22 protein-coding genes are annotated in these 23,362 nt (G+C 37.8%); 12 read left to right on the top strand and 10 right to left on the bottom strand.

Annotated features, from left to right (window positions below; genetic code table 11):
* Positions 1–429 precede the first annotated feature (429 nt).
* From ACEVFT_RS13180 to ACEVFT_RS13160, 5 genes are all read right to left on the bottom strand, one after another.
* Complete coding sequence (locus ACEVFT_RS13180; RefSeq protein ID WP_393950236.1) at positions 430–2,136, bottom strand: methyl-accepting chemotaxis protein; 1,707 nt, start codon at positions 2,134–2,136, stop codon at positions 430–432.
* 243 nt (positions 2,137–2,379) lie between these two features.
* Positions 2,380–4,584, bottom strand: coding sequence for a peptidoglycan D,D-transpeptidase FtsI family protein (locus ACEVFT_RS13175; protein ID WP_393950234.1), 2,205 nt, complete (start codon positions 4,582–4,584; stop codon positions 2,380–2,382).
* Positions 4,585–4,865: 281 nt separating this feature from the next.
* Entirely contained in the window at positions 4,866–5,471 is a 606-nt protein-coding gene (locus ACEVFT_RS13170; RefSeq protein ID WP_016995356.1) for a superoxide dismutase, read from the bottom strand.
* Between the two features lie 175 nt (positions 5,472–5,646).
* Positions 5,647–6,126, bottom strand: a complete 480-nt coding sequence (locus tag ACEVFT_RS13165; RefSeq protein WP_205444378.1) for a DUF456 domain-containing protein — start codon at positions 6,124–6,126, stop codon at positions 5,647–5,649.
* 66 nt (positions 6,127–6,192) lie between these two features.
* Positions 6,193–7,824, bottom strand: coding sequence for a Na/Pi cotransporter family protein (locus ACEVFT_RS13160; protein WP_205444379.1), 1,632 nt, complete (start codon positions 7,822–7,824; stop codon positions 6,193–6,195).
* A gap of 194 nt (positions 7,825–8,018) precedes the next feature.
* Between ACEVFT_RS13160 and ACEVFT_RS13155 the strand changes: the two genes are divergently transcribed.
* The 4 genes from ACEVFT_RS13155 to ACEVFT_RS13140 all read left to right on the top strand — a co-directional run bounded on the left by ACEVFT_RS13155 (position 8,019) and on the right by ACEVFT_RS13140 (position 10,731).
* Positions 8,019–8,537 (top strand): DUF1189 family protein, encoded by a 519-nt coding sequence (locus ACEVFT_RS13155; protein WP_205444381.1) that lies wholly within the window; start codon positions 8,019–8,021, stop codon positions 8,535–8,537.
* A 52-nt stretch (positions 8,538–8,589) separates the two neighbouring features.
* Complete coding sequence (locus tag ACEVFT_RS13150; RefSeq protein ID WP_205444383.1) at positions 8,590–8,934, top strand: hypothetical protein; 345 nt, start codon at positions 8,590–8,592, stop codon at positions 8,932–8,934.
* A 96-nt stretch (positions 8,935–9,030) separates the two neighbouring features.
* Positions 9,031–10,146: a flavodoxin-dependent (E)-4-hydroxy-3-methylbut-2-enyl-diphosphate synthase gene (gene ispG / locus ACEVFT_RS13145; protein WP_155591574.1), complete on the top strand. Its 1,116-nt coding sequence runs from the start codon at positions 9,031–9,033 to the stop codon at positions 10,144–10,146.
* A gap of 12 nt (positions 10,147–10,158) precedes the next feature.
* A complete protein-coding gene (locus tag ACEVFT_RS13140) occupies positions 10,159–10,731 on the top strand; it encodes a 5' nucleotidase, NT5C type (RefSeq protein WP_342532968.1) in 573 nt (190 codons plus the stop codon).
* A 59-nt stretch (positions 10,732–10,790) separates the two neighbouring features.
* Here ACEVFT_RS13140 and ACEVFT_RS13135 read toward each other — a convergent pair whose 3' ends face one another.
* From ACEVFT_RS13135 to ACEVFT_RS13125, 3 genes are all read right to left on the bottom strand, one after another.
* On the bottom strand, positions 10,791–12,878 hold the full coding sequence (locus ACEVFT_RS13135; RefSeq protein ID WP_393950231.1) for a methyl-accepting chemotaxis protein: 2,088 nt from the start codon (positions 12,876–12,878) through the stop codon (positions 10,791–10,793).
* Positions 12,879–13,037: 159 nt separating this feature from the next.
* Entirely contained in the window at positions 13,038–15,125 is a 2,088-nt protein-coding gene (locus tag ACEVFT_RS13130) for a methyl-accepting chemotaxis protein (RefSeq protein WP_393950229.1), read from the bottom strand.
* A gap of 157 nt (positions 15,126–15,282) precedes the next feature.
* A complete protein-coding gene (locus ACEVFT_RS13125) occupies positions 15,283–15,411 on the bottom strand; it encodes a hypothetical protein (protein ID WP_004227289.1) in 129 nt (42 codons plus the stop codon).
* Between the two features lie 198 nt (positions 15,412–15,609).
* Here ACEVFT_RS13125 and ACEVFT_RS13120 point away from each other — a divergent pair, with 198 nt between their 5' ends.
* The 8 genes from ACEVFT_RS13120 (at position 15,610) to ACEVFT_RS13085 (ending at position 22,108) form a co-directional block, all read left to right on the top strand.
* Complete coding sequence (locus ACEVFT_RS13120; protein ID WP_393950239.1) at positions 15,610–16,095, top strand: hypothetical protein; 486 nt, start codon at positions 15,610–15,612, stop codon at positions 16,093–16,095.
* A 154-nt stretch (positions 16,096–16,249) separates the two neighbouring features.
* On the top strand, positions 16,250–16,654 hold the full coding sequence (locus ACEVFT_RS13115) for a MerR family transcriptional regulator (protein ID WP_393950238.1): 405 nt from the start codon (positions 16,250–16,252) through the stop codon (positions 16,652–16,654).
* Between the two features lie 32 nt (positions 16,655–16,686).
* On the top strand, positions 16,687–18,021 hold the full coding sequence (locus ACEVFT_RS13110; RefSeq protein WP_393950227.1) for a hemolysin family protein: 1,335 nt from the start codon (positions 16,687–16,689) through the stop codon (positions 18,019–18,021).
* A gap of 92 nt (positions 18,022–18,113) precedes the next feature.
* Complete coding sequence (locus tag ACEVFT_RS13105) at positions 18,114–18,518, top strand: hypothetical protein (RefSeq protein ID WP_004227282.1); 405 nt, start codon at positions 18,114–18,116, stop codon at positions 18,516–18,518.
* A gap of 138 nt (positions 18,519–18,656) precedes the next feature.
* Positions 18,657–19,106: a helix-turn-helix transcriptional regulator gene (locus tag ACEVFT_RS13100; RefSeq protein WP_205444392.1), complete on the top strand. Its 450-nt coding sequence runs from the start codon at positions 18,657–18,659 to the stop codon at positions 19,104–19,106.
* A 259-nt stretch (positions 19,107–19,365) separates the two neighbouring features.
* A complete protein-coding gene (locus ACEVFT_RS13095) occupies positions 19,366–20,100 on the top strand; it encodes a metallophosphoesterase (protein WP_205444393.1) in 735 nt (244 codons plus the stop codon).
* Positions 20,101–20,460: 360 nt separating this feature from the next.
* Positions 20,461–21,006 (top strand): sigma-70 family RNA polymerase sigma factor, encoded by a 546-nt coding sequence (locus ACEVFT_RS13090; protein WP_393950224.1) that lies wholly within the window; start codon positions 20,461–20,463, stop codon positions 21,004–21,006.
* Between the two features lie 4 nt (positions 21,007–21,010).
* Positions 21,011–22,108, top strand: a complete 1,098-nt coding sequence (locus ACEVFT_RS13085; protein ID WP_393950222.1) for a DUF4179 domain-containing protein — start codon at positions 21,011–21,013, stop codon at positions 22,106–22,108.
* On the opposite strand, the gene ACEVFT_RS24745 is transcribed toward ACEVFT_RS13085, so the two are convergent.
* Both ACEVFT_RS24745 and ACEVFT_RS13080 read right to left on the bottom strand, forming a co-directional pair.
* Positions 22,057–22,239: a BLB8/JUQZ-1 family protein gene (locus ACEVFT_RS24745; protein WP_483869622.1), complete on the bottom strand. Its 183-nt coding sequence runs from the start codon at positions 22,237–22,239 to the stop codon at positions 22,057–22,059. The genes ACEVFT_RS13085 and ACEVFT_RS24745 overlap by 52 nt on opposite strands.
* A gap of 283 nt (positions 22,240–22,522) precedes the next feature.
* The gene (locus tag ACEVFT_RS13080) at positions 22,523–22,765 is read right to left on the bottom strand and encodes a hypothetical protein (protein WP_393950221.1); all 243 of its coding nucleotides are present in this window, start codon (positions 22,763–22,765) and stop codon (positions 22,523–22,525) included.
* Positions 22,766–23,362: the final 597 nt, after the last annotated feature.

Below are 23,362 nucleotides of genomic sequence, written 5' to 3'. Positions count from 1 at the left end.
AATAGCCTTCCACACCAATCCATAAAAATATTATCTTTTTAGCAAAGGTTTTCACTACTCATTTTATGGAGGGAGTTGTCACTCATCACTTCTCCAAATTGAAAATAAGAGCCTATCCTCTCACTAATCATACAAATAATGGGCTATTTTGATCGCTACCTCTAGTATGAAAGATAAGGAAGAGACACTTTTGCAGAATGGTTGATTGGAGTGGAGCCAGCGTCACTCCAAGGGGATTTTGCGTCACAGATGAGACCCTGGAGCGAACGTAAGTGAGTGAAGCGGCTCATCGGACGCCCCCTGGAAAGGACGCTGACGTAACGGAAATCAACCTCTCGCCTTGCCAAAAGGTCTTTTTCTGTTAGAGACATGAGCTTTTTTCAACAACATGAAAGGGACGTTTTGCTATGCAAACGTCCCTTTCACTACTTAGTTTAGTTTAAATTTTGCGACTGACTGATTGAGTTCATCAGCAATTTTGACAAGTTCCTCTGAATTGTGCACAATGTCAACGATCGCTATAGTGGATTTTTGAATAAGTGCCGATGTATTTTCCACCCCTGCCTGTGCCTCTTCTGTCACAGCAGCTACATTTTCAAGCGAATTATTCATATTACTACCACGTTCTGAAATACTTTGTACATCATGTGCAATACCATGAATTTGTTGCTGCATTTGTTCAACAGCTTCATAAATATGAGTGAAAGTTTTACCTGTTTCTCTTAATGTGGTTGTCCCTTTGTCTGCTTGCTGATATCCTTGTTCTAACAATTTCGTCACTTCACTGGATTCTCTTTGCACACCTGTAACTATAGCAGTAATATCACCAATGGAGCTCTTTACCTCTTCCGCCAGCTTTCGTACCTCATCGGCTACAATCGCAAAACCTTTACCTTGTTCTCCCGCACGTGCTGCTTCAATGGCTGCATTTAACGCTAATAAGTTCGTTTGGTCTGCAATTCCTTCAATCACCTGCACTAAGCTCGAAATATCCCTTGTTTGATGGTCCAGCCTCTTTACTTGCTCCACCGAGTCCTCCACATTTTTATAAAGAATGGTTATTTGCTTTTCTGCCTCTATGATATGTTTATAGCCTTGGTCTGTTAATGCAAGAACATCTACAGACTCTGTATGTAGAACTGTGCCTTTTTGATTAGCATCGTCTATTTGGATAGTAAAATCCTTCATCATTTCCGAGATATCGACGGTTGCTATTGCTTGCTCCTCAGAACCTAATGCTAATTCCGTCATTGTTTTCTCTACAATATCATTCCCCTGTTTTATTTCCTCCATATGGCTTAATTGATTGCTAGACATGGAAGCAAGGTTGGAGGAATGTTGGTGAATGCCTTGAATAACCTGCCTTAAGTGGTTGGTCATTTTTTGAAAAGCTATTGTTAAAGTGCCAATTTCATCTGATCTTGTTGTTTCAATAGTTGTTGATAAATCGCCTTCTCCAATTTTTTTCACCTGATCTGCCAGTTTTTTTATAGGGGCTACTAGATAGGAGCTCAAACTATAAACCGCAATCATACTCACTAGCAAGGCCACACCAATAAAGAGTATTAAATTTCTCTTTTGCGTCGCCATTTCTGCATAAATCGCTGTAGCATCTAAATCCGCACCAATAATTCCAATTACTTCGCCAGAGCTTGCTCTTATGGGAATATAGGCTGAAATCAGTGCGCCATATGACGCTTCATTTGTCATTTCAATTTGCGCGCTGCCTGTTTCAAACGTTTTTTCAATTCGTGGCAAAATTTCTGGGCTGTCCTCTTTTTCACCTAAAAGAGACTCATTGTCATCACCTACTGGTAAGCCATCTACCATATAAAAATAATCATATCCATTCGCTGTTTGATTACGTCCCATCGTATATAAATAGACAAGACCTGTTGACTCACGATAATCATTTAGCGTCTCTCGTAAATCATAATAGTACGTTAAATCTTGATCTGCTGCTAATGTGATTTCTTTTTCGTATCGATCTATATCGATTTTACTTAATGATTGCATGGCTATCGTTCCCGCTACGTTGCTTAAAGATTCTTCAATTAACTGTACTGAAGAACGATAGGTCGACCATGCAATCAATATAGAAATAATGAACACTACTAGAGAAAAATAGAGCGTCATCTTTTTCTGTATACTCCCCCGCATCTCAACCACCCCTGTTGTTTTTATAGTGAATAGAAATCAACTAGCTCATATTCAATGACTTATCATTGCCATCATAAGCTACACATTCCATATTTACTTAAGGATTAGCGTAACATCATTTAAAATTCATGACTAGTCTTGAAAAGAGTAAAAATAAAAACGAATTTGGAAAATAAATTTTCCAAATCCGTTTTTATATTAGAGCATCTCAAATGCCCTTTATTCCTGCTCATCCTCACCAATTTTTTCTTCTGTAATCGCTGGTAAAATTGGCTGTTTTACATTGCTATCTGTCACTTTTTCAGCTTGGTATTTTGCTTTTAATTCAAAATACTTATCTAATGAACGTCTAGCAATGACATTATTTTGATAATAGTGTGGAGCTAAATTTGTATTAACCCATGGGATAACAACTGCATAGGCAATTTCAGGATTTTCATATGGTGCAAAACCAACATGTGTTAAGTTAATCGTGTTTGTACCGTAGTGCTCACGTAATGGACCATAATAAACTACCTCTGCTGTCCCTGTTTTCCCTGCAGCTGTATATGGCGTATCCGCAAATTGAGCTTTTGCTGTACCATATGAACCAGTATATACACGACGTAGCCCCTGTTTTACATAATCGATCTCTTCTCTAGGATTATCAATTTGATTCAAAATAGTTGGTCCTATTTCTGTCACTAATTGGCCTAATTGTTTGCCATCTTGAGATGGATCACGAACCTGTTTCACAACATGTGGCTGAATACGATAGCCACCATTGGCAACTGTTGAAATATATTGCGCAAGTTGAAGTGGTGTATACGTATCATACTGACCAATAGCCAAGTCAAGTGTTTTACCACCCATTGTTGGACCTGATGGACCACGCACCCCACTAAATTCATTTGGTAAATCAATGCCTGTTTTCACACCTAATCCAAATTGCGCATAATTATTACGCATTTTTGAGAACGTATCGTCCTTTAAGCGTAATGGCATACCATAACTATAAGGTGTTCCATTAAGCAGTAACGCAATCTTAAACATATAGGAGTTGGAAGAACGTTCTAATGCCAACAGGTCATTCATTGGTACATAGCCATAACGGTTAAAAATAGACGCTTTAGGGTCAGTGCTAGCTAATTTAATAGGCTCATCCCCCATAGAAGTGCCCATGGATATAACGCCTTGATTGTAACCAGTAAGAACGGTCGCTGCTTTAACCGATGAACCTGCTTCATAAGCCGTTGTAAATGATCCATATGCATAGTCAACGACCATATTTTTTCCTGTTTCAGGATCTTTCTCTATTTTTTTACCAACCATCGATAAAATGTCGCCTGTATTTGGATCCATCATGATTAGGAAGGCACGGTCTAATAAATAGGAGCCTGGAAGTGCCTTTAAATTAAGCAATTCTTCTTCCACAATCTTATCCGTTTCCGCCTGTAACTCACTATCCAATGAAAGGATTAAATCTTTACCTGGCTCCCCTTCATAGGTTGTCACGGTGTCGACTACCTGGCCTTTTTTATTGGTAATGTTTTTAACAACGGTTTTTTGACCTTGTAGTAATTCTTCATATTGTGCTTCAATATAACTTTCTCCCACACGGTCATTACGTGAGTAGTCACGTGCTAAATAATAATTAAGCTTTTCTTTCGGTATCCCTTTTGTTGGGACCGTTGTTCGGCCAAGAATAGATAAAGACGATAATTTGACGCGTTTCCAATCTGTTGTTGTATTCACGCCTGGTAATTCTGTTAAACGCTCAGATACACGGGCAAATTCATCCGCTGATACATTTTCACTTTTAATAATTTGAGGAGATAAATTATAGCCAGATACCATCTCACGATAAATCGCTAATACTTCTAAATCTGCCTCTGTTAATTGTAAAAGTTCATCATTCGTTATACGTTCGCGTACCAATTTATCAATTTCTGCATTGATTTGACTTGTTGTAATATTTTCTTGTGCTCGAATTTTATCCTCTTCTGCCTTCGTGATTTTTTCATAGGCAGCATCATGATTTTGTAGGATCCAGAAATCCTGTTTATCACGCAACGTGACACGCTTCGTTGGCTGTTCAATTAATTGCGCCAGCTTTTTCGCGATATCAAGCATCTCCTCTGTTGTGGTCGTTTGCATTTTCGTATACGTAATGGCATTTTCCGGGTGATTATCCACTAAAATACGTCCGTATCGATCATACATACGTCCCCTCGGCACACTTGTATTGACAGGTACCTCTTCTTTACGCTCTAAATCACGTACATAATCTTCCCCTTTGACGATTTGCATATAACCAAGTCTAAAAATTAACATTGAAAATACGATAAATATTGCAAAGAAAAGGATATTCATACGAAATGTTAAATTAGAATGATGTTTTGCTTTAACACTCGCCGCGCGATTTTTCCCTGGTGCTTTGCGCATATGCATTCCCCTCCTCATCTTCTGATCATTTCAATACACGATACCTAGTATACCATTCGAAGGTATGACAGAAAAGCACGCACTTATGAATTCTTATGTAAAACATCATTTATTTGACGGTACTTTATGTAGAAAGGTTGCCCTATTTCACGCTCTCTATTTATTTAGGTTCCTCTATCCGTATATTTCTAGATTCTCTCCCTTATTTTTGCTGTTTTATCCAATAAAAAAAGGCTATGCCTCCGTGATTGCTCACTTTAGGCACAGCCGATTATTCATTCTTATTTTGCAGCTTGGAATTTAGCTTCCACTACATCCCAGTTTACTACGTTCCAGAAAGCACCGATGTAATCTGGACGACGGTTTTGGTAGTTTAGGTAGTATGCATGTTCCCATACATCTAGGCCTAAAACTGGTGTTTTACCTTCCATTACTGGAGAGTCTTGGTTTGGAGTAGACGTAACAGCAACTGAGTCACCATCAACGATTAACCAAGCCCAACCTGAACCGAAGCGAGTTGTAGCAGCTTTTGCAAATTCTTCTTTGAAAGCATCGAAAGAACCGAATTTAGCATCGATTGCTTTTGCAACTTCGCCAACTGGTGTATTTGAACCGCCTGGAGCGATTACTTCCCAGAATAATGTATGGTTAGCATGTCCGCCACCGTTGTTGCGTACAGCAGTTTGTTTGTCAGCTGGAAGAGCATCAAGGTTTGCGATTAAGTCGTTAATGTCTTTTTCTGCAAATTCAGTACCTTCTACTGCTGCGTTTAAGTTTGTTACATAAGTATTGTGGTGTTTAGAATGGTGAATTTCCATTGTTTTTGCATCGATATGTGGTTCTAATGCGTCATAAGCGTAAGTTAATTGTGGTAATTCGTAAGCCATTGTTAAGTTCCTCCCTAAAATAAGAAATAATTAGTACATCCTTAGATTATCAAAATTGGTCAAACCATTCAACGAAAAATACTTCAATTTGAAGATTTCAGCCTTTTGACTGAAATACCGATACGTTTACTATCTTACCCTTTCATCCAACACACTAAACCTTCAAAGGGAGGCATTAAATGGCGATAAAAAATACAATAATCATCACAATTTGAATAACGGCCTTTGCAACAGTAGATGTCAAAAAGCCAATTAAAGAACCCACACCACTTTTTACCGCCTCACTAAATGTACGTTTCTCAACGATTAGTTCAGCAATCACAGCCCCTAGAAATGGTCCGATTAAAATCCCCGCCACTGGGATAACAAATGGACCAATCAATAAACCGATGGTGCTGCCCCACATTCCCGCATTGGAACCACCAAACTTTTTAATGCCAAACGCATTTGCCACAGTATCTGCCCCAAATAACAACACGACAAATAGTATTTCAATGACCCAAAACCACCAGCTTAGCTCTGCGAATGAGAAAAATAAGCCATAGAGCAAAAATCCACCGACTAAAAACAGTACACCGGGAATTATCGGATATACTAAACCAATAAATGAAATCATAAAGCAGGCAATCACTAAGATCCAGCCAACAACTTCCATAACGTTTCTCTCCTTTAACGTGCATTGCCTTTCATACGGAATAACAAAGTGAAAAGTTTCATTTCATTAATGACGAATGCCTAAAATAGAATCTGCAATGTTGACTGCATGGTCTCCTATACGCTCTAGATTGCTAACGATATCCATATAAACAATTCCTGCCGCTCCACTACATTCATTCGTATTTAATCGTGCAATATGCTTTTGACGCAGTTTATCTTCCATATCATCTATCAAGCTTTCTAGCTCTGTTACTTCTTGAGCTAAACTTAAGCTTGCCGTATCCAATGCTTCTATACTTTTACGTACCGCCTCTATGGCTAAACTAAACATACCAATTAAATCTTGTCGTGCTGATTTACTTAAGCTTACCTCATGATGATCCTTGTATTGTAAAAGCTCTAATATATTTTCAAAGTGATCTCCAATTCGCTCAAAGTCTCTTACATTTGTTAGTAAGCTATGATGTCTCACTGAGTCTGCACGAGAAAGAGGCTGCTTAGACACCATTACTAAATAATCAGTAATTTCATTGTCTAGATGATTAAGGCCGACTTCTAGCTGTAGCACCGTTGGGATATGTTCCGCCTCTCCTGATTTCATATATAAAAAGGTTTCTTCCAACCCACGCAATGCATGTTCACCCATTCGCAATACCTCTTCTTTAGCTTGACCAAGCGCAATGGCAGGAGAGGCATCGATGAATGAAGGATCTAAATGCTTTGTTGTTACATTAATATTGCCATCATGTCCTGGTAGTAACTTCGTAACCAATGCTGCGAGTCCAGCAATAAATGGTAGTTGGATCATCATATTAAACACATTGAATGAGCCATGAGCAATGGCAATTTGCATGCGAGGCTCTAAATGAAATACCCCACTGATCCACTGTACATATTGCATAAACGGTGTAAACAATAACATGAAAATGATCGTCCCAATGACATTAAATAGCACATGAGCCGCTGCTGCGCGCTTAGCGTAAATAGAAGCACCAAGAGAAGCTAAAACAGCTGTAATGGTCGTGCCAATATTTTCACCGAATAAAATCGGTAAAGCACTATTTAAACCAATTAACTGCTCAGCATATAAACCTTGCAGCACCCCAACTGTTGCGGTAGAGCTTTGCACAAGTAAGGTGAAAATGGTTCCTAAAAATATGCCTAATATCGGTTGATTACTTAGGTGAAGCGTTAACGATGCAAAATCTGCAAGCTGATGTAACGCCTGCATACTAGCACTCATCAACTCTAGTCCTAAAAACAAACCGCCAAAGCCAAACAGAATTTGACCAATATGTTGATATGTTGCTTTCTTTAAGAAAAATAAACAGCCTGCACCAATTGCCAATAAAGGGTAAAAATAGAGTCCAATATTAATACCAATAATAAATGCCGTTATGGTAGTACCGATATTTGCTCCCATGATGACACCAATTGCTTGACGCAATGTTAAAAAACCAGCACTCACTAACCCTACAGTTATGACTGTTGTGGCAGAACTTGATTGTATGCAAATCGTTACAAATATCCCTACCAGGACACCCATAATCGGGTTTGTGGTAAAGCGATTTAACCATTCTCGCAACCGATCATCCGCTGATTTTTGAAGCCCGTCTCCCATGAATTTAATGGAAAATAAAAAGACCCCTAACCCACCTAAAAACTGAAAGAGTATGCTTTGCCAATCTATTGTCAATTGTTTTCGCTCCAATTCCTACATCTCTACTACTCTAGTTCTAATCATTAAATGATTCCAAACAAAAAGTAAAGAATTCCTTTAACTTCTTTACATAATGTTAACATTTTAACATCAAGACCCTCCTCATTTATACTTCTTTCATATCTTGTCTTCTTTGAACATGTTAAAATATCGATTGGAGGAGATATAGTATGAAACACTCACAGCTTTTTATCGATAGTCTTATACATCCTAAAAAACTAGCAGCCTATCGTTTATTACCTATTGGAAAGGTTATTCAATATACTTTTCTACTTATTACCATTGTGTCCGTATTCTCTTTAGGTCGCTTTGCAGCAGGTATGTCTGTTGATACATTTGATATGGATAGTTTAACTGGTTTAACAGATTACATAGAGGGCATTAAATGGCTTTTATACCCATTCACCTTCCTAATGCTTTTCGTCGTGACAACAATGCTTATTTTTGCACAAATTGCCCTTTATGCTTTAGCAGGTTTATTTATCTTGAAAGCGATGAAGCGTCGAGGTGAATATCGCCACATCTGGAGAACAACAACTTTTGCTATCACTTGGGCAACGTTACTATCGATGCTAGCAGACTATTTGCCCGTTAACAGTACTGTTATCACTGTACTCTCTTTATTTTTAACCATTTCTCTATTAATTGTGGCCTTTACAAAATATCCAAAACAACCAAATATAAAATAATGTGCATGAATCCCCTCTCTTCTCAATATAGTGTAGAAAAGGAGGGGATTTTTTGCGCGCATTCATCTTAACAACTATCATCATCGTAATTGCCTTTGTCGTCAAAGTAGATTTAACAGAAGGGTCCATCCCGCTTGCGGCTTTATCCACAAAGAGCTCAGAAAATGGACTTTGTGAAAAACAGCGTGAGCCAAATTATATTACCGTACAAACGATTGAAGGAGATACCGTCCATAGTTTATTTGCCCTACACCCTGCAAAAGTTCCCATGACCTTTCCAGAACGCTTACAACTTTTTTACAACTTAAACCCACACTTACAATTACAAGCACTAGTTCCAGGTGAAAATATCAAGCTCCCTCTCTCGTTTGAGCTTGAAAACAATTGCGGAAAATGAAAAGTTAGCGTTTCTTCCTTGTCCTTATTTTCTTACACTGCTAAAATAAATGACAGTGACGGCTGAAAATAGTGGCCCGAAAAGGAGAGAAAGTTAATGAGTGAAATTTGTCACCGTTCAAATACGCGTCCGGTGCGTGTCGGTAACTTAACAATTGGTGGTAGTAATGAATTATTCATTCAAAGTATGTGTACAACCAAAACACATGATGTAGAAGCAACAGTTGCAGAAATTCTGCGTCTTGAGGAAGCGGGCTGTCAAATTGTTCGTGTTGCTGTACCAGATGAACGTGCAGCGGATGCGATTGCCGAAATCAAAAAACGTATTCATATTCCATTAGTAGCTGATATTCATTTTGATTATAGATTAGCATTAAAAGCCATTGAAAATGGTATCGATAAAGTACGTATTAATCCAGGTAATATTGGTCGTAAAGAAAAAGTGGAAGCTGTTGTCAATGCAGCCAAAGCGAAAGGTATACCCATTCGTATTGGTGTAAATGCCGGTTCATTAGAGCGTCATATTTTAGAAAAATACGGCTATCCTACAGCTGATGGTATGGTTGAATCTGCACTACACCATATTAAAATTTTGGAAGACTTGGACTTCCACGATATTATCGTGTCAATGAAGGCATCTGATGTTAATCTTGCTATTGAAGCCTATGAAAAAGCGGCTAAAGCCTTTAATTATCCGCTCCATTTAGGAATTACAGAGTCAGGGACATTATTTGCGGGTACTGTTAAATCAGCAGCAGGTCTTGGAGCCATCCTCTCAAAAGGCATTGGGAACACATTACGTATCTCCCTTTCTGCTGACCCTGTAGAAGAGATCAAAGTAGCACGAGAACTATTAAAATCATTTGGTCTCGCTTCTAATATGGCCACACTGATTTCTTGTCCAACATGTGGACGCATTGAAATTGATTTAATTTCTATCGCAAATGAAGTAGAGGAATATATTTCAAAATTAAGTGTACCTTTAAAAGTAGCTGTTCTAGGCTGTGCAGTAAACGGTCCTGGGGAAGCACGAGAAGCAGATATCGGTATCGCCGGTGCTCGTGGTGAAGGCTTACTATTTATGAAGGGGAAAACAGTTCGTAAAGTGCCAGAAGAAACAATGGTGGAAGAACTGAAGAAAGAAATTGATAAATTAGCAGCAGAAATGGAAGAAAAACGTGCAGCGGAAGAAGCACAAAAAGCGAATGCCTAAGGAGGTGCTAGCATGAAAAAGCCCCGCTTTGGTATTGATATTGATGGGACTGTGACATGTCCAAGTACACTCATTCCACATATTAATAAACAATACAATGTAAATATTACGCTGGACGATGTTTGTGAATATGATTTTTTATCTGCCTTTCCACACCCTATTGACCGAAGTGCCTTTAATACTTGGTTTAAGGAAAATGAGCCTTATATGTACGAAGTCTCTGAGGTAGCAAAAGATGCAAGAAATATTTTAACCGCTTGGAAAAATAATTTTGAGCTGTATTATATTTCTGCACGAGGTGAAAATGTTGCAGACATCACGGTCAATTGGTTTCATACCCAAGCTATACCATACGATCATATTGAGCTTCTCGGCAGCCATGATAAACTAGCTGCTGCTAAAAAACATCATGTAGAAGCTTTCTTTGAGGATAAGCACGATAATGCGGTGATGCTGGCAGAGGAATTAAAAATACCTGTTGTGTTATTTGATACACCATACAATCGTATTGCCGTTCCTAATAATGTTGTAAGGGTCTATAACTGGCAGGAAGCGAATCAATTTATTACACAATTTTTTAAATAAGTAGAAGAGCTGTTGGCAAGGTTGGATGAAAACTTCACCTTGTCAACAGCTCTTTCGATTTAATATTGAAATTTAGCTAGCGCTCCCTGTAAAGAGTCCGTCATAGCTGCCAATTGCTGGGCCTTACGATTGATGTCATGAACCGCTAAATTTTGCTGTTCCATCGTTGCCAATAGCTCCTCTGTTCCTGCTGAAGATTGCTGGCTGACAGCCGTCATATTTTCCACTGCACGCACAACTTCCTGCGTCTCCCTTTGAATGACACTGGAGGCAGCTGTCACATTATCAATTTGGGCTACTGTATCGACTATATGGCGTAAAATCGCATCAAGTGCCTGTTTATTGGCATCAATATACTGTGTGTTGGTTTGCACAGCTAAGACAACACTTTGCATAGCATCACTGGCCTTAGCCGCTTCCCTGACAACCATATCAATAATTAAGGCAATTTGGCTTGTTGATTTGGCTGATTCTTCTGCAAGCTTTCGTACTTCCTCTGCTACTATAGAGAAGCCCTTGCCATGCTCACCTGCACGAGCCGCTTCTATCGCCGCATTCAGTGCTAATAAATCCGTTTGACCTGCGATAGCATTAATGACTTGTAAAATACGATTAATTTCTGTTGATTGGTCACTGAGCTGTTGGACAACCGTAGCTGTCAGTGACACTTTTTCAGACATTGCCTCCATCCCTTGAATGGACTGCTCTGCATGAACCAACCCTTGTTTAGATGACGCTGTTGTTAGCTGAGAATCCTGTAGCATTTCCTCAATTGCCATTTGAATCGCTTGCAGTTTCTGCTCAACCTCCTGTGTGACCCCCAATGTGGTAGATGCTTGTTCGGCTTGTAAGGTAGCACCTGTCGCCAGCTCACTTGTTGTCGTCAACACCTGTTCGATACTGATGCTCATATCATTGGTAGAAGAACGTAATTCACCGCTGTATACATTCACCTGATTGGAAATATGTGTAGCCGCTTGTAACAGCTCGCGCATATTGTCTGTCATATGATTCATGGCATGTGCAAGCTCACCAATTTCATCCTTCGAACGAATCTGTAACGGCTCCACGGCTAAATTTCCTGCAGCAATGGTTTTGACCTGTTCCACTGTCTGAACCACTGGTTTTACGATCTTTTGAGCTATCCAAGTAATGGCTACAACTAACACAATAATACCAATAATGGCCAGTAGTATTGACAGCCACATCGCTTCACTTGCGGCTGCCATTACCTCATCGGAAGGAATAATTACCTGCAATGCCCACGGTGTCGCTGTTTGACCAATTTGAATAGGTGAAATCGCAATAAAGGAAGGTTTTTGTAAATAAGATGAATAATCCTCTACGATATAGGATTTGCCCTGTTCAACGGCAGTCAAAATTTCATCTGAATTTTTATATTTTGCCGTTTCAGCTACCGGCCTATTGACATAATCAGGAGAGGGATGGGAAACAAACATCCCTTTATGTGACACAATGGCACTATACCCTGTATCATATAGGACAATTTCATTATTAATAGCTACCAATGTTTCTAAGCTTATATCAACCCCAACAATACCAACGACCTTGCCATCTATTTGAATAGGAATAGCCGTAGAAGTCATCAATACCTCTTGTCCATCAATTGGGTAAGAAAGCGGCTCTAAAATAACCTCTTGCTTCAGCGTTTTAGGTAATACATAATAATCACTTGTTTCATAGTCTTCAAGCGGAGCGACCGTCACATCATTGTTGCTACGTGCCCAATAGGGAAGGAAGCGACCTGATGCATCATGCCCTTCCATATTGGCAAAGTGAGCATCTTGTCCATCAAAGGCATTTGGCTCCCAAATCGTCCAAACCCCCAGAAAGGTGTTATTTTGTTCAAGTAATTGTTTGAACATGTCGTTTGCTAAATCACGATCTCCCTTATGATTGGCTACCATCGTTTGGAGATTAGAGGCTAATGTCCTCGCTGTATCCATCGCATAATCAAGTTCCATCTGCATTTTATATGCACTTTCAGACGCACGCGATTGAGCAAGCTGTCGTGCATCATCCACTGCTAATGAATTAGTTTTTACAATATTGACACTTAAAATAATGATGAACACAATCATCATTGTAGATAATGTTGTCAGTAAGATTTTATGTAGTAATTTCACATGTACCAGCTCCTGCCTATAGCAACTAAATAAATAATAGCATTTATGCACCAATAAATAACTAAAAATTCAGAAAAATAATCCACATAGAAATCAACTTACAATTTAGCCGCATGTCATCCCGTTGTACAAAAGATGACACGCAGCTACTGCTGTCCATTAGTAATGGAATTTTGCTAGTGTTTGTTGTAAGGAGTTTGTCATGGCTGTTAAGCTTTCTGCCATACTTTGCAGCTCATGAACCGCGGTATTTTGCTGCTCCATCGTTGCTAATAGCTCCTCTGTTCCTGCTGAGGATTGCTCGCTAACAGCTGTCATATTTTCTACTGCTCGTACTACCTCTACTGTCTCCTTTTGAATTAAATGAGAGGCAGTTGTCACTTCGTCAATTTGCGCTACTGTATCAACGATATGCTGTAAGATGGCATCAAGTGCTTGTTTATTGGCATCAAGATACTGTGTGTTGGTTTGCACAGCAGCCACGACATTTTGCATAGCATCGCTTGCTTTCACGGTCTCTTTCACAACTGTATCTATAATCGCTGCAATTTGACTTGTCGATTTGGCGGACCCCTCAGCAAGTTTGCGTACTTCCTCCGCTACGACAGAGAAGCCTTTCCCATGCTCACCTGCACGAGCAGCCTCTATCGCCGCATTCAGTGCTAATAAATCCGTTTGACCTGCAATGGCATCGATTACTTGTAAAATACGATTAATTTCAGTCGATTGGTCACTGAGCTGCTGGACAACAGATGCTGTTAATGTGACTTGCTCCGCCATCGCCTCCATCCCTTGAATCGATTGTTCCGCATGAACCAACCCTTGCTTGGATGCCTGTGTTGTCTGCTGAGAGCGCTGCGTCATTTCTTTAATTGCCACTTGAATAGCTTGCAATTTCTGCTCAACCTCTTGCGTTACGCCTAATGTTAGGGCTGCTTGCTCGGCTTGTAAGGTTGCTCCTGTTGCCAACTCACCTGTTGTTGTTAGCACTTGGTCGATACTAACACTCATATTAGTTGTGGAGGACATGAGTCGATCACTATAGGCACTCGCCTGATTTGAAATTTGCGTCGCTTCTTGAATCAATGTTCGTGTATTACTTGTCATGATATTGACAGCCTTTGCTAAATGGCCAAGCTCGTCCTTGCTATCCTCTGCTAATGGTTCCACTGCTAAATTTCCATCTGCTACTGCTTGTACTTGTGCCACTGCCAATACAATGGGTCGAACAATTCGACGAATAAGCCATGTTAACACGATTAAAAGATAAATCATACCAGCAACGCCTATGATAACCATTGTCCATGTTAGCTTTGTTGTTTGTGCTAATACTTCTTGAGTCGGTACTGTGACCAGCAATGACCACGGTGTCTCGGTTTTCCCAATGTGAATGGGAGCAGTGACAATATAGCTATCCTCTTGTAAATAGCTTGAAAAATCCTGAATAACGGAAGACTTGCCCTGCTGAATGGCTGTTTGGATCTCTTTTATATATGTATAGTGTTCTTGCTCAGCAAGTGGCATTGTCACATAATCATTGTTTGGATGTGTCACAAACATGCCATTGTTCGAGATAATCGAGCCATAGCCATTATCAAATAATTTTACTTGTTGGCTTAGTTGAGCAAATGTTTCTAAACTCATGTCCACAGCCACGATGCCTTTAAATTCATTGTCAATCGTAACAGGCACAATGATGGACGTTAATAGCACATCCTTACCAGCGACAGGATAAACAAATGGTTCCAAAATCATTTCCTGCCCTTTTTGTTTCGGTAAAAGATAAAAATCAGACGTATCATAATCTACAATAGGAGAATGAACGATCCTATCGCCATCTCGCGTCCAGAATGGAACATAGCGTCCTGTTGTATCATGTCTATCTGTATTGACGTATTTTTCATCTTGCCCGTCAAAGGCATTAGGCTCCCATACAGACCAAACACCCATAAATTGCTCATTATTATTCAAAATACGTTGGAACATAGCATCTGTTAAAGCACGATCAGCCTTTTGTTCTTCCACCATTGTCGTTAAATTGGCTGCAAGCGTACGTGCTGTATCCATTGCATAATCCAGCTGGATTTGAATCTGATAGGCATTATCAGATGTTTCTGCCTGTGCCATTTTTTGAGCTGTTTCTATCGTTAAATTTTTTGTTTGATAAATATTCACAGCTGTTATAACTGCAAATACGACAAATACCGTTCCAATGACAGTGGCAAGTATTTTCCCCAATAAATTCATATGTATCATCCCCCTTTAGATAGAAAGTAATAGAGAAGTAACCAATTAAGCTAATTATAGCATTAGTTACTATGAGTAAAGTATCTAAATTAGAGGGATATATGTCTTTTTTATAGATAAAAACTCCTGTTTCCAGGAGTTTTTACAGTACAGCTCACTATATGTCAAGTATGCCTCGTAGCCAACGCTCCACAAAGTTTTCAAACGTAATACCATAATTATCATAAACAGCATGATAAACAAAATATGTTCCTAATCGATCAAGCATTTCATCATTAATTTTCATCACACACCGCTCCCATTCTCTTGAAATTTTACTAAATTTTCAGACTTCTATTCTTCCCAAATGCCGAACAATCAAGTGGAGGTCGCATCGTTGCAAAACCGTCACAATCTGCCGCCTTCATGCCCTTTCTTCGTATTTTTCTTTTCGTTAAGATAGTAATAACAACTTACTAGACTGGAGGGACTACTTGTGAAATGGATGACAAAAGTAGCTTGTATCACATGCATCTGCGCACTACTTTCTGGCTGTGGTAATCGATTATCAGAAATTAAAGATGCTGCTTCAGGCATCAATTCAGCTGCTAATTCCGCAGCTAGTGCAGTTAGTCGAGATGTCCATGCAATACGTGCTCTAGACATTAACTATAAAGATACATCGTTTACGGTTAATGACCTATTTAAAACTATTTTACGTGACATACGCTGGGATTATGACCTTGAAAAAAATGAGCTACATGTGAGAGGTATTTGGCAGTCTCCACTATTTTCTGATCAGGCATGGAGTGAAGAGATGAAAGAAAAGCTTGCTGAATCAGGCTTTGTAACTGTTACCTGTAAAATAATTGATGACAAAATTGATAGCCAGCACACAAACGTAACGCTTACATATAATGAAGAAGTTCTCTTACAAAAAAATGGTGAGGAAGCACTCCATCACCTCTATGATACTTATTTACTTCCGTAAACCTAGTAACGTCTCTACCATTTAATCCTGGTAGAAACGTTATTTTTTTTGTAAAGAAATTTTATAATTTCGAAATATTAGAGGCTATCATTTGAATAAACTAAAACCATCACGTTATAATCAAAGTATCACGTGATGGTTTGGAGGTGTTTGCATTGGGACAGAGAAATTAAAAATTGGCGAGCTTGCAGAAAAAACAGGCATTACTAAACGAACAATCGACTACTATACGAATATTGGTTTGCTAGATGCAGAACGTTCTGCAACAAATTATCGCTACTATGACCCAGCCATGATTAAACGGCTTCAATTTATTGAACAGCGCAAACAACAGGGGCTTTCACTCGTACAAATCCAACATGAGTTAAACATCACACCCTATGAAGAAATCGATGTACAAGTGCTTCGTTTAAAAATGCAAGATCTAGAGCATGATGTCACTTCTCTGCTAGCACAAATGAACAAGCAAGATGATAATAAAATTGAAACGATTAAGAAAAATGTTTCACCCGAAAGTATTGCATTGATGCAATCCTTATTATTACTCATTCATAATTAGGAGGTGACGTTCTGTTTTTACAGAACGACTATTTGGAGACCATAATAAACCTATCGATTTTTACCATTTTATTAGCTTTAACAGGCTTTTTCGTGGCAACAGAATTTGCCATTGTAAAAGTACGTTCCTCAAGACTTGATCAACTGGTTGGAGAAGGCAATAAAAAAGCAATTGCTGCTAAGCATGTTGTTCAACATTTAGACGAATACTTATCAGCCTGTCAATTAGGAATTACTGTAACAGCTCTTGGTATCGGGATGGTTGGTGAAAAAACATTTGAATTTATGCTTCACCCGCTATTCGAAATGATCGGCATTTCCGATAAGTATATGACGATCTTTACAATTGGAACAGCCTTTGCCATTGCAACGTTTTTACATGTAGTGGTCGGCGAGCTAGCCCCAAAAACGGCAGCCATTCAAAAAGCTGAATCCATTACACTTCTTTTCGCAAAACCAATTATGTTTTTCTATAAAATCATGTATCCATTTATTTGGTTCTTGAACGGCTCTGCACGCGTGTTAGTTGGTTTATTCGGCATGAAACCTGCTAGCGAACATGAGCTTTCTCATACAGAGGAAGAATTGCGATTATTACTGTCTGAAAGCTTTAAAAGTGGTGAAATCAATAAATCTGAGCTCAAATATGTCAATAACGTCTTCGAATTTGACGAACGTATTGCGCGCGAAATTATGGTTCCCCGAACAGAAATTGTTGGAATTGAACAAAATGAATCATTTACCAATATTATTCATTACATTGCGGCTGAAAAATATACGCGTTACCCGATCTATGATGGTGACCGAGATAATATATTAGGTTTCATCAATGCCAAAGAACTATTAACGCATGGTCTACTTGAACAACTGACAGACGACTCATTAGTTCTGGAGGATTTCATTAACCCTGTCATTCGAGTAATTGAAACAATTCCAGTCCAAGAATTACTTGTACGTATGCAAAAAGAACGAATCCATATGGCCATCCTCATGGATGAATATGGTGGCACATCTGGTCTAGTAACAGTTGAAGATATATTAGAAGAAATTGTTGGTGAGATTCGAGATGAATTTGATGATGATGAAATTGCGGATATTCGAAAAATTACAGATCATCACTATTTATTAAATGCAAAGATGCTTGTGGAAGATGTGGAAAATCTATTAAACATTACGCTGGATGCCGAAGAAGTGGAAACATTAGGTGGTTGGTTCTTAACTGTGAATAATGGCATTAAAGCATCAAAAAATATTGAGCTAGGCTCCTACATTTTTAGCATCTATGAACAACAAGGTCATCAAATTCATTATATTGAGGTACGTCCTCTTCGAAAAAATCTCCCTCTCAAAACAGAGGTTCAATCGTAATAGTATGAAACAGGTATTCCTTATTCCATTATTAGCCATTTCACTATATAATGAATAGAGAAAAATGATTCTAGTTGCAGGGGGCCATACACATGACATTATTTAAGCTATATCATTCAGATGGTATTCACATTATTACTGACGTAAAAAAACACAAAACAAATATTGAATTAAAAACAATCACGGGAGAAGTTCTATTTATTATCGTGGTAACAGATGAAAATTACACAGTCTACGATGATCGTTTTGCAGGCGCATCTAAGCAATTAAATTCTGTTGAAGCTTTCGATATTGATGGGAGTTTTCGTAGTTTAGATTTCGATAATATGCGCTCCTTATTTAAAGAATCTTTTACAAAGCTATTACAAGAGATTGCTGTGTGTGTTAAAAATAAAGAGGAGCTTGTAGATATTGATACACTTCGCCATAAAGTAAGTGCACAGATTAAAGGCATCCACTTCAGGGTGATCTCTGATACGAAAAAATATGAGATTTAACATCCGATAGACTGTCCATTATGGGCAGTCTGTTTTAATTTTAGTCCATCTCCTCACCTTCCCATGTTGAAAGAAAAACACGCATCTTTACTTTCATGTATAATGGAATTTAACAATCTGAAAATAAGGGGTGTTAGGATGAATCGTGAACAATTAATCACACTCGTTTCAGAAAAACTGAAATTAATCCGTACAGAAAAATCTTTTACACAGGATCAAATGAGTGATTTACTAGGACTATCCAAAAAAACACTTGTCCAAATTGAAAAAGGTCGAATACTAGCCGGCTGGACAACCACTGTCACTGTTTGCACATTGTGTCGGGACAGCACGATATTACAGCACGAGCTTGGTGGTGATCCATTAGAGGTTGTGGATTTAATCGCGAATAATGGAACATTGCAGCCAAAAGAAAAAACGATGGGTGGATACATATGGTGGAAAAACATTCAGGAGCACGGTGGTTTTCGACTACAGCAAAACGTCATCAGTCAGCATTTCCGCATTTTAGACAGCCATAATTTTCGCCTAATTTCAACATTTGATGAGCAAATAGCAAAGCAAGCATGGGAAAAACTACAAATATAATCTTACTATTGAACAGTAGAAGCATTGCTATTTGCTTCTGCTGTTACGTTTCCCCCTTTCCTTCCTCTCATAAGTCATCCTCTCTAGACAAATGAATAAAGATATAAAATCACCTATCATATGATAAAAATAGTAGTAAGAGAATTATTTCTCTAAAATTTCTATGGAAAAAGCCAGGAGAAGCTGGAAAAGTCGAAATTTGTAGAATAATTCTCTATACTTAAGGGTAAAGCTGTACTATTAGAAAGGATGCTCGTAAATGAAGCGAATACTAGCAATTAGTGATATACATGGAGAATTAGGGCTGCTGGAAGAATTACTATTAAAAGCAAACTACGACCCAATGAACGATCAGCTTTTTTTACTAGGTGATTACATTGATAGAGGGCCCTCTTCTAGTGGTGTGTTAAATTTAGTGAGTGAATTACAGGCAAAGGGTGCACGCGTTTTGCTAGGCAATCATGAGGCGATCATGCTCAATGCATGTCGTTCAGGCCTTGCTAAACCATGGAACCATTGGGTAGGACTTTGTGGTGGAGAGGCAACATTAGCAAGCTATGGCTACCAGCTAGAAGACTTTGAGGAAGCGATCCAAAGCAATACTTTGCCTAGCTTTATTAAAACATTGCCGAAGCTCGAAGAACATTTACAGTTAATCGAGACGTTTGAAATATACATTGAATTAGAGGATGCTATTTTTGTCCATGGTGGCGTTGTACCAGATGTTGCGATAGCCGAAACTGACCCCATGCGCTTACTTTGGATTCGCGAGGAATTTCATGCCGGCTATCAAGGGAAAAAAACGGTTATCTTCGGCCATACTCCTACCTATAACCTACACCACAATCCAACTGATTATCGTGTCTATTTCGGAGAAAATAATATTATTGGCATAGACGGTGGGGCTGTGTTTGGTGGACAGTTACATGCATTCGAATGGCCAAGTCGCCAAATCATTTCAGTCGATAATGAAAAAACAACAAATATACTCTGAAGAATGTATTCTAAAACCATAATCAAATCAGTACATCACTAAAATAATAGTGGTGTACTTTTTTATTTGTAGACCACTTGTATCTTTAAAACAAAATTTAACCGTTTGTAAAAAAGATGAACTGTTTTTTAGAACTTAGAATAATACTTTAAAAAAGTTTGAACAACACCTTTAAAGAAAATTGGATTTTTATGTTAGAGTATGGATAAGATTGTGAAGGATTGTAGGTTTTCAAATTATATAAAGGAAATTTTTAAAAGATTAACATTTCTGTTATTCTTTTTTTCTTTTGTGATAGATTTATCGTATTCATTTCGTATTACATAGTAGGTACCAATATTCATTGAGCGGGGTGAACAATTGAAAATTACAGAGAACAATGTTGTACAACACATACAGAAAAAAAATGAAAAAGCAATTCCTTTTATTATTAATCAGTATGGTGGTTTACTTACAGTGATCATTAAACGTCATTTAAATTACCAGCAGCAAGATTATGAAGAATGCCTTGATGATGTTTTATTATCGATATGGAATAATGTTCATTCCTTTGATCCTAAGAAAAATTCATTCAAACAATGGATTGCAGCGATTGCAAAGTATAAAGCAATTGATTATCAAAGAAGACAAATTACCATACAAAATCAGCAATTTTCCGTTTCAGAAATTGATGAATCCATGGTAAAGGCAAAACAACCATCAGAAGAAAACTGCGTTGAGGAACTCCTTGAGCAATTGTCAGCTAGTGAACGGGAAATCTTTGAAAAATACTATTTAGAAGGAACCCCTTCAAGTGAAATAGCAAAAGAATTTGATGCGAAAGAGTCTTGGGTTTATAACAAGCTTTCCAGAGGACGTAAAAAGCTTAAAAGTTTTTTAGTTCAAAAAATGAAGTGTGAGGAGTGAGAATATGTCTATTTATAAAGATTTAAATGATATGAATATTGATTTGGAACAGTATGAAGAACAAAACCTTACAAACTTCGAGAAAAAGAAATGGGAAAAGCGTATATTAAAAAAGATAAGTAAAGAAAAGCCATCTCACGTAAAAAAATATTTAGGAGTTACAGCAGCTGTAGCAATGATTTTTAGTTTGATTATTGTTACGGGTTTAATTTCGCCAACGATGGCTGCGACGATGAAAGAAGTGCCTTTATTATCATCTGTTTTTAAATTTACAAGGGATCTTGGTCTACACGCCGCAGATGAAAAGGGACTCTCAACAAAATTGAATACAAGCGTTACGCATGAAGGCTTTACATTAAATGTAACAGAAGTAGTGTATGACGGTACACGTGTTGCAATTGGGATTGAACGCCATCATAAAGAAGGTGAAAATGCCAAAGAAAGTTTATCAGATCAAATTAGTAATATTGAATTTTTACTAAATGGTGAACTATTGAATCAAACCAATTTTAGTGGTGTTTTTGGACAACCAAGTAAGGATAAGAATTCAGCAATATTTGAATTTGCAGATTTGAAAAACCAAGGTGGAAGTCCTTTCCCGAAGAAGTTTAATTTGACATTATACATTACAATAACTGGGATTTCTGAACCTTTTAAAATGGATATTCCAGTGAGTGATATTGGTAACTATGTAAACTTACAACCTAATATAAGTAGAAAATACAAAAATAATCAGTTTACTATTGAACAAATTATGCTAACTCCCATAACAACTAGTATTACAACAAGAATAGCCTTGCTTGATAAATCAACTTCTGTAGATTCCCGGCAAGGAATAAGTATCGAAGTTTTTGATGAACAAGGTCATGAACTAAAACTAATTCATGGCAATGGTAGACGTGAGACAAATAAAGGAAATAGCGATCTCATCATGGATCTACGGGTACATCCATTTGAAACCTTACCAAAAGCCATTACAATCAAACCGTATATTCATCTTTATGACGATGAGGGATCATACCAAATGGATGAAAACGGAGACCCGAAGATTCAATACATTCCAGAGCTAGAAATAACAATACCAATTAACTCAAAAGAATAAGTACCAAGTAGTGCTCCGTTAGATTTAAACGCTTTAACTTGAGCAGTTCCTGTATTTATCATAATAGCTTTATTACGAACAAGACGTACAACAATATTTCCATACAAAACTAACCAATGAGTACCTTGCATAGCGTATTCAGAGCTATAAGCGATTTTAGGAGTAAGCCCATATTTTAGTTATTCCATTAAAGGCGCGATTGTGGAGCAACACAGGTAGAAAATAATCAACATTTTTTATAATAACCTAACTTAAAACTGCTAAAGAAGAATCCCTTTTGATCAAACTTTTTTCAAAAGGGATTCTTCTTATTTATCGTAAAATAAGGGTTTGCGAAGTATTTTTGCTCAAAAGACATCTTTTTATGGAATTACATATAACGATTGCTGTCTCTTTTTCAAATAAAGCATCCCGTTAATTGAAGAGTATCTCCAAAACTACAGAAATTTTCTTTCGTCTATCAAACCAAGGCACAATTTTCTTTTCATATATTTTCATTCCTACATATCCATCAACAAAAGCAGCGAATAATCCAATAAGAGTCATGCTTATTCCCGTATTGTCAGCCAAAACAATTGGTTTAAGCACTGTAAAAACAACCAAGAACACGATTGGCACTGTTAAACCAACCCATAAACTCACAAAGGTTATAGCCATTTTCCCATCTCCCTTTAATAGTCATTATCAAGCGTTATTCTTTTCAATTCACTTGCACCGTTAGTTGAATAAGAATCAACATTTCTTTCGTGAACTTAGATAACCTAGGTGTATGATAGCTTCCATTGGTATACATCATAATCCAAACGATACTATTGTCATATAATTTACCTCTTTTATAAATAAAATAATCATGCACGAAATCAAGTGTGTATAGGGCAACTTACATCATAATTTCGCATTTAAAAATCAGAAACACTATCATAAAAAAACCTTATGTACTATATAACTTCATTTTTATCCTTCCTAAATATAAAGATTTACACAGTATCCCTTTGTTCTGAAAATTTCCCAATAGGATGTTTGACCTATCAAATCTTAACAATGTATTGCCTGATTTCATATATGTAATTTTTTCCACATCCACCTAAACTGACCCGTTAGTTGAATAGATAGAAGCTCCTTTTGAATTACTTAAGGTCATTTGTGAAAAGAAAAAGGATAGAAAGAGCAAATTTACTTAAGCTCTTCTATCCTTTTTCTTTCTATATATATAATGTGTGACATTATATAAGAATTCACTATTTAAAATAAATT

The organism is Lysinibacillus sp. PWR01, assembly GCF_043359455.1.
Lineage (GTDB): Bacteria > Bacillota > Bacilli > Bacillales_A > Planococcaceae > Lysinibacillus > Lysinibacillus fusiformis_F.
Note: the sequence above shows the minus strand (reverse complement) of the source record. Positions and strands in the feature narration are given on the sequence as shown.

Bases quoted from the DNA above. Each gene is read 5' to 3' on its own strand.
- ACEVFT_RS13130 (WP_393950229.1), bottom strand. From the start codon at position 15,125: ATGAATTTATTGGGGAAAATACTTGCCACTGTCATTGGAACGGTATTT.
- ACEVFT_RS13170 (WP_016995356.1), bottom strand. From the start codon at position 5,471: ATGGCTTACGAATTACCACAATTAACTTACGCTTATGACGCATTAGAA.
- ACEVFT_RS13180 (WP_393950236.1), bottom strand. From the start codon at position 2,136: ATGACGCTCTATTTTTCTCTAGTAGTGTTCATTATTTCTATATTGATT.
- ACEVFT_RS13125 (WP_004227289.1), bottom strand. From the start codon at position 15,411: ATGAAAATTAATGATGAAATGCTTGATCGATTAGGAACATATTTTGTT.
- ACEVFT_RS13140 (WP_342532968.1), top strand. From the start codon at position 10,159: ATGAAAAAGCCCCGCTTTGGTATTGATATTGATGGGACTGTGACATGT.
- ACEVFT_RS13165 (WP_205444378.1), bottom strand. From the start codon at position 6,126: ATGGAAGTTGTTGGCTGGATCTTAGTGATTGCCTGCTTTATGATTTCA.
- ACEVFT_RS24745 (WP_483869622.1), bottom strand. From the start codon at position 22,239: ATGCAAGGTACTCATTGGTTAGTTTTGTATGGAAATATTGTTGTACGT.
- ACEVFT_RS13080 (WP_393950221.1), bottom strand. From the start codon at position 22,765: ATGGCTATAACCTTTGTGAGTTTATGGGTTGGTTTAACAGTGCCAATC.
- ACEVFT_RS13105 (WP_004227282.1), top strand. From the start codon at position 18,114: ATGACATTATTTAAGCTATATCATTCAGATGGTATTCACATTATTACT.
- ACEVFT_RS13175 (WP_393950234.1), bottom strand. From the start codon at position 4,584: ATGCGCAAAGCACCAGGGAAAAATCGCGCGGCGAGTGTTAAAGCAAAA.
- ispG (WP_155591574.1), top strand. From the start codon at position 9,031: ATGAGTGAAATTTGTCACCGTTCAAATACGCGTCCGGTGCGTGTCGGT.
- ACEVFT_RS13155 (WP_205444381.1), top strand. From the start codon at position 8,019: ATGAAACACTCACAGCTTTTTATCGATAGTCTTATACATCCTAAAAAA.
- ACEVFT_RS13095 (WP_205444393.1), top strand. From the start codon at position 19,366: ATGAAGCGAATACTAGCAATTAGTGATATACATGGAGAATTAGGGCTG.
- ACEVFT_RS13100 (WP_205444392.1), top strand. From the start codon at position 18,657: ATGAATCGTGAACAATTAATCACACTCGTTTCAGAAAAACTGAAATTA.
- ACEVFT_RS13085 (WP_393950222.1), top strand. From the start codon at position 21,011: ATGTCTATTTATAAAGATTTAAATGATATGAATATTGATTTGGAACAG.
- ACEVFT_RS13120 (WP_393950239.1), top strand. From the start codon at position 15,610: ATGACAAAAGTAGCTTGTATCACATGCATCTGCGCACTACTTTCTGGC.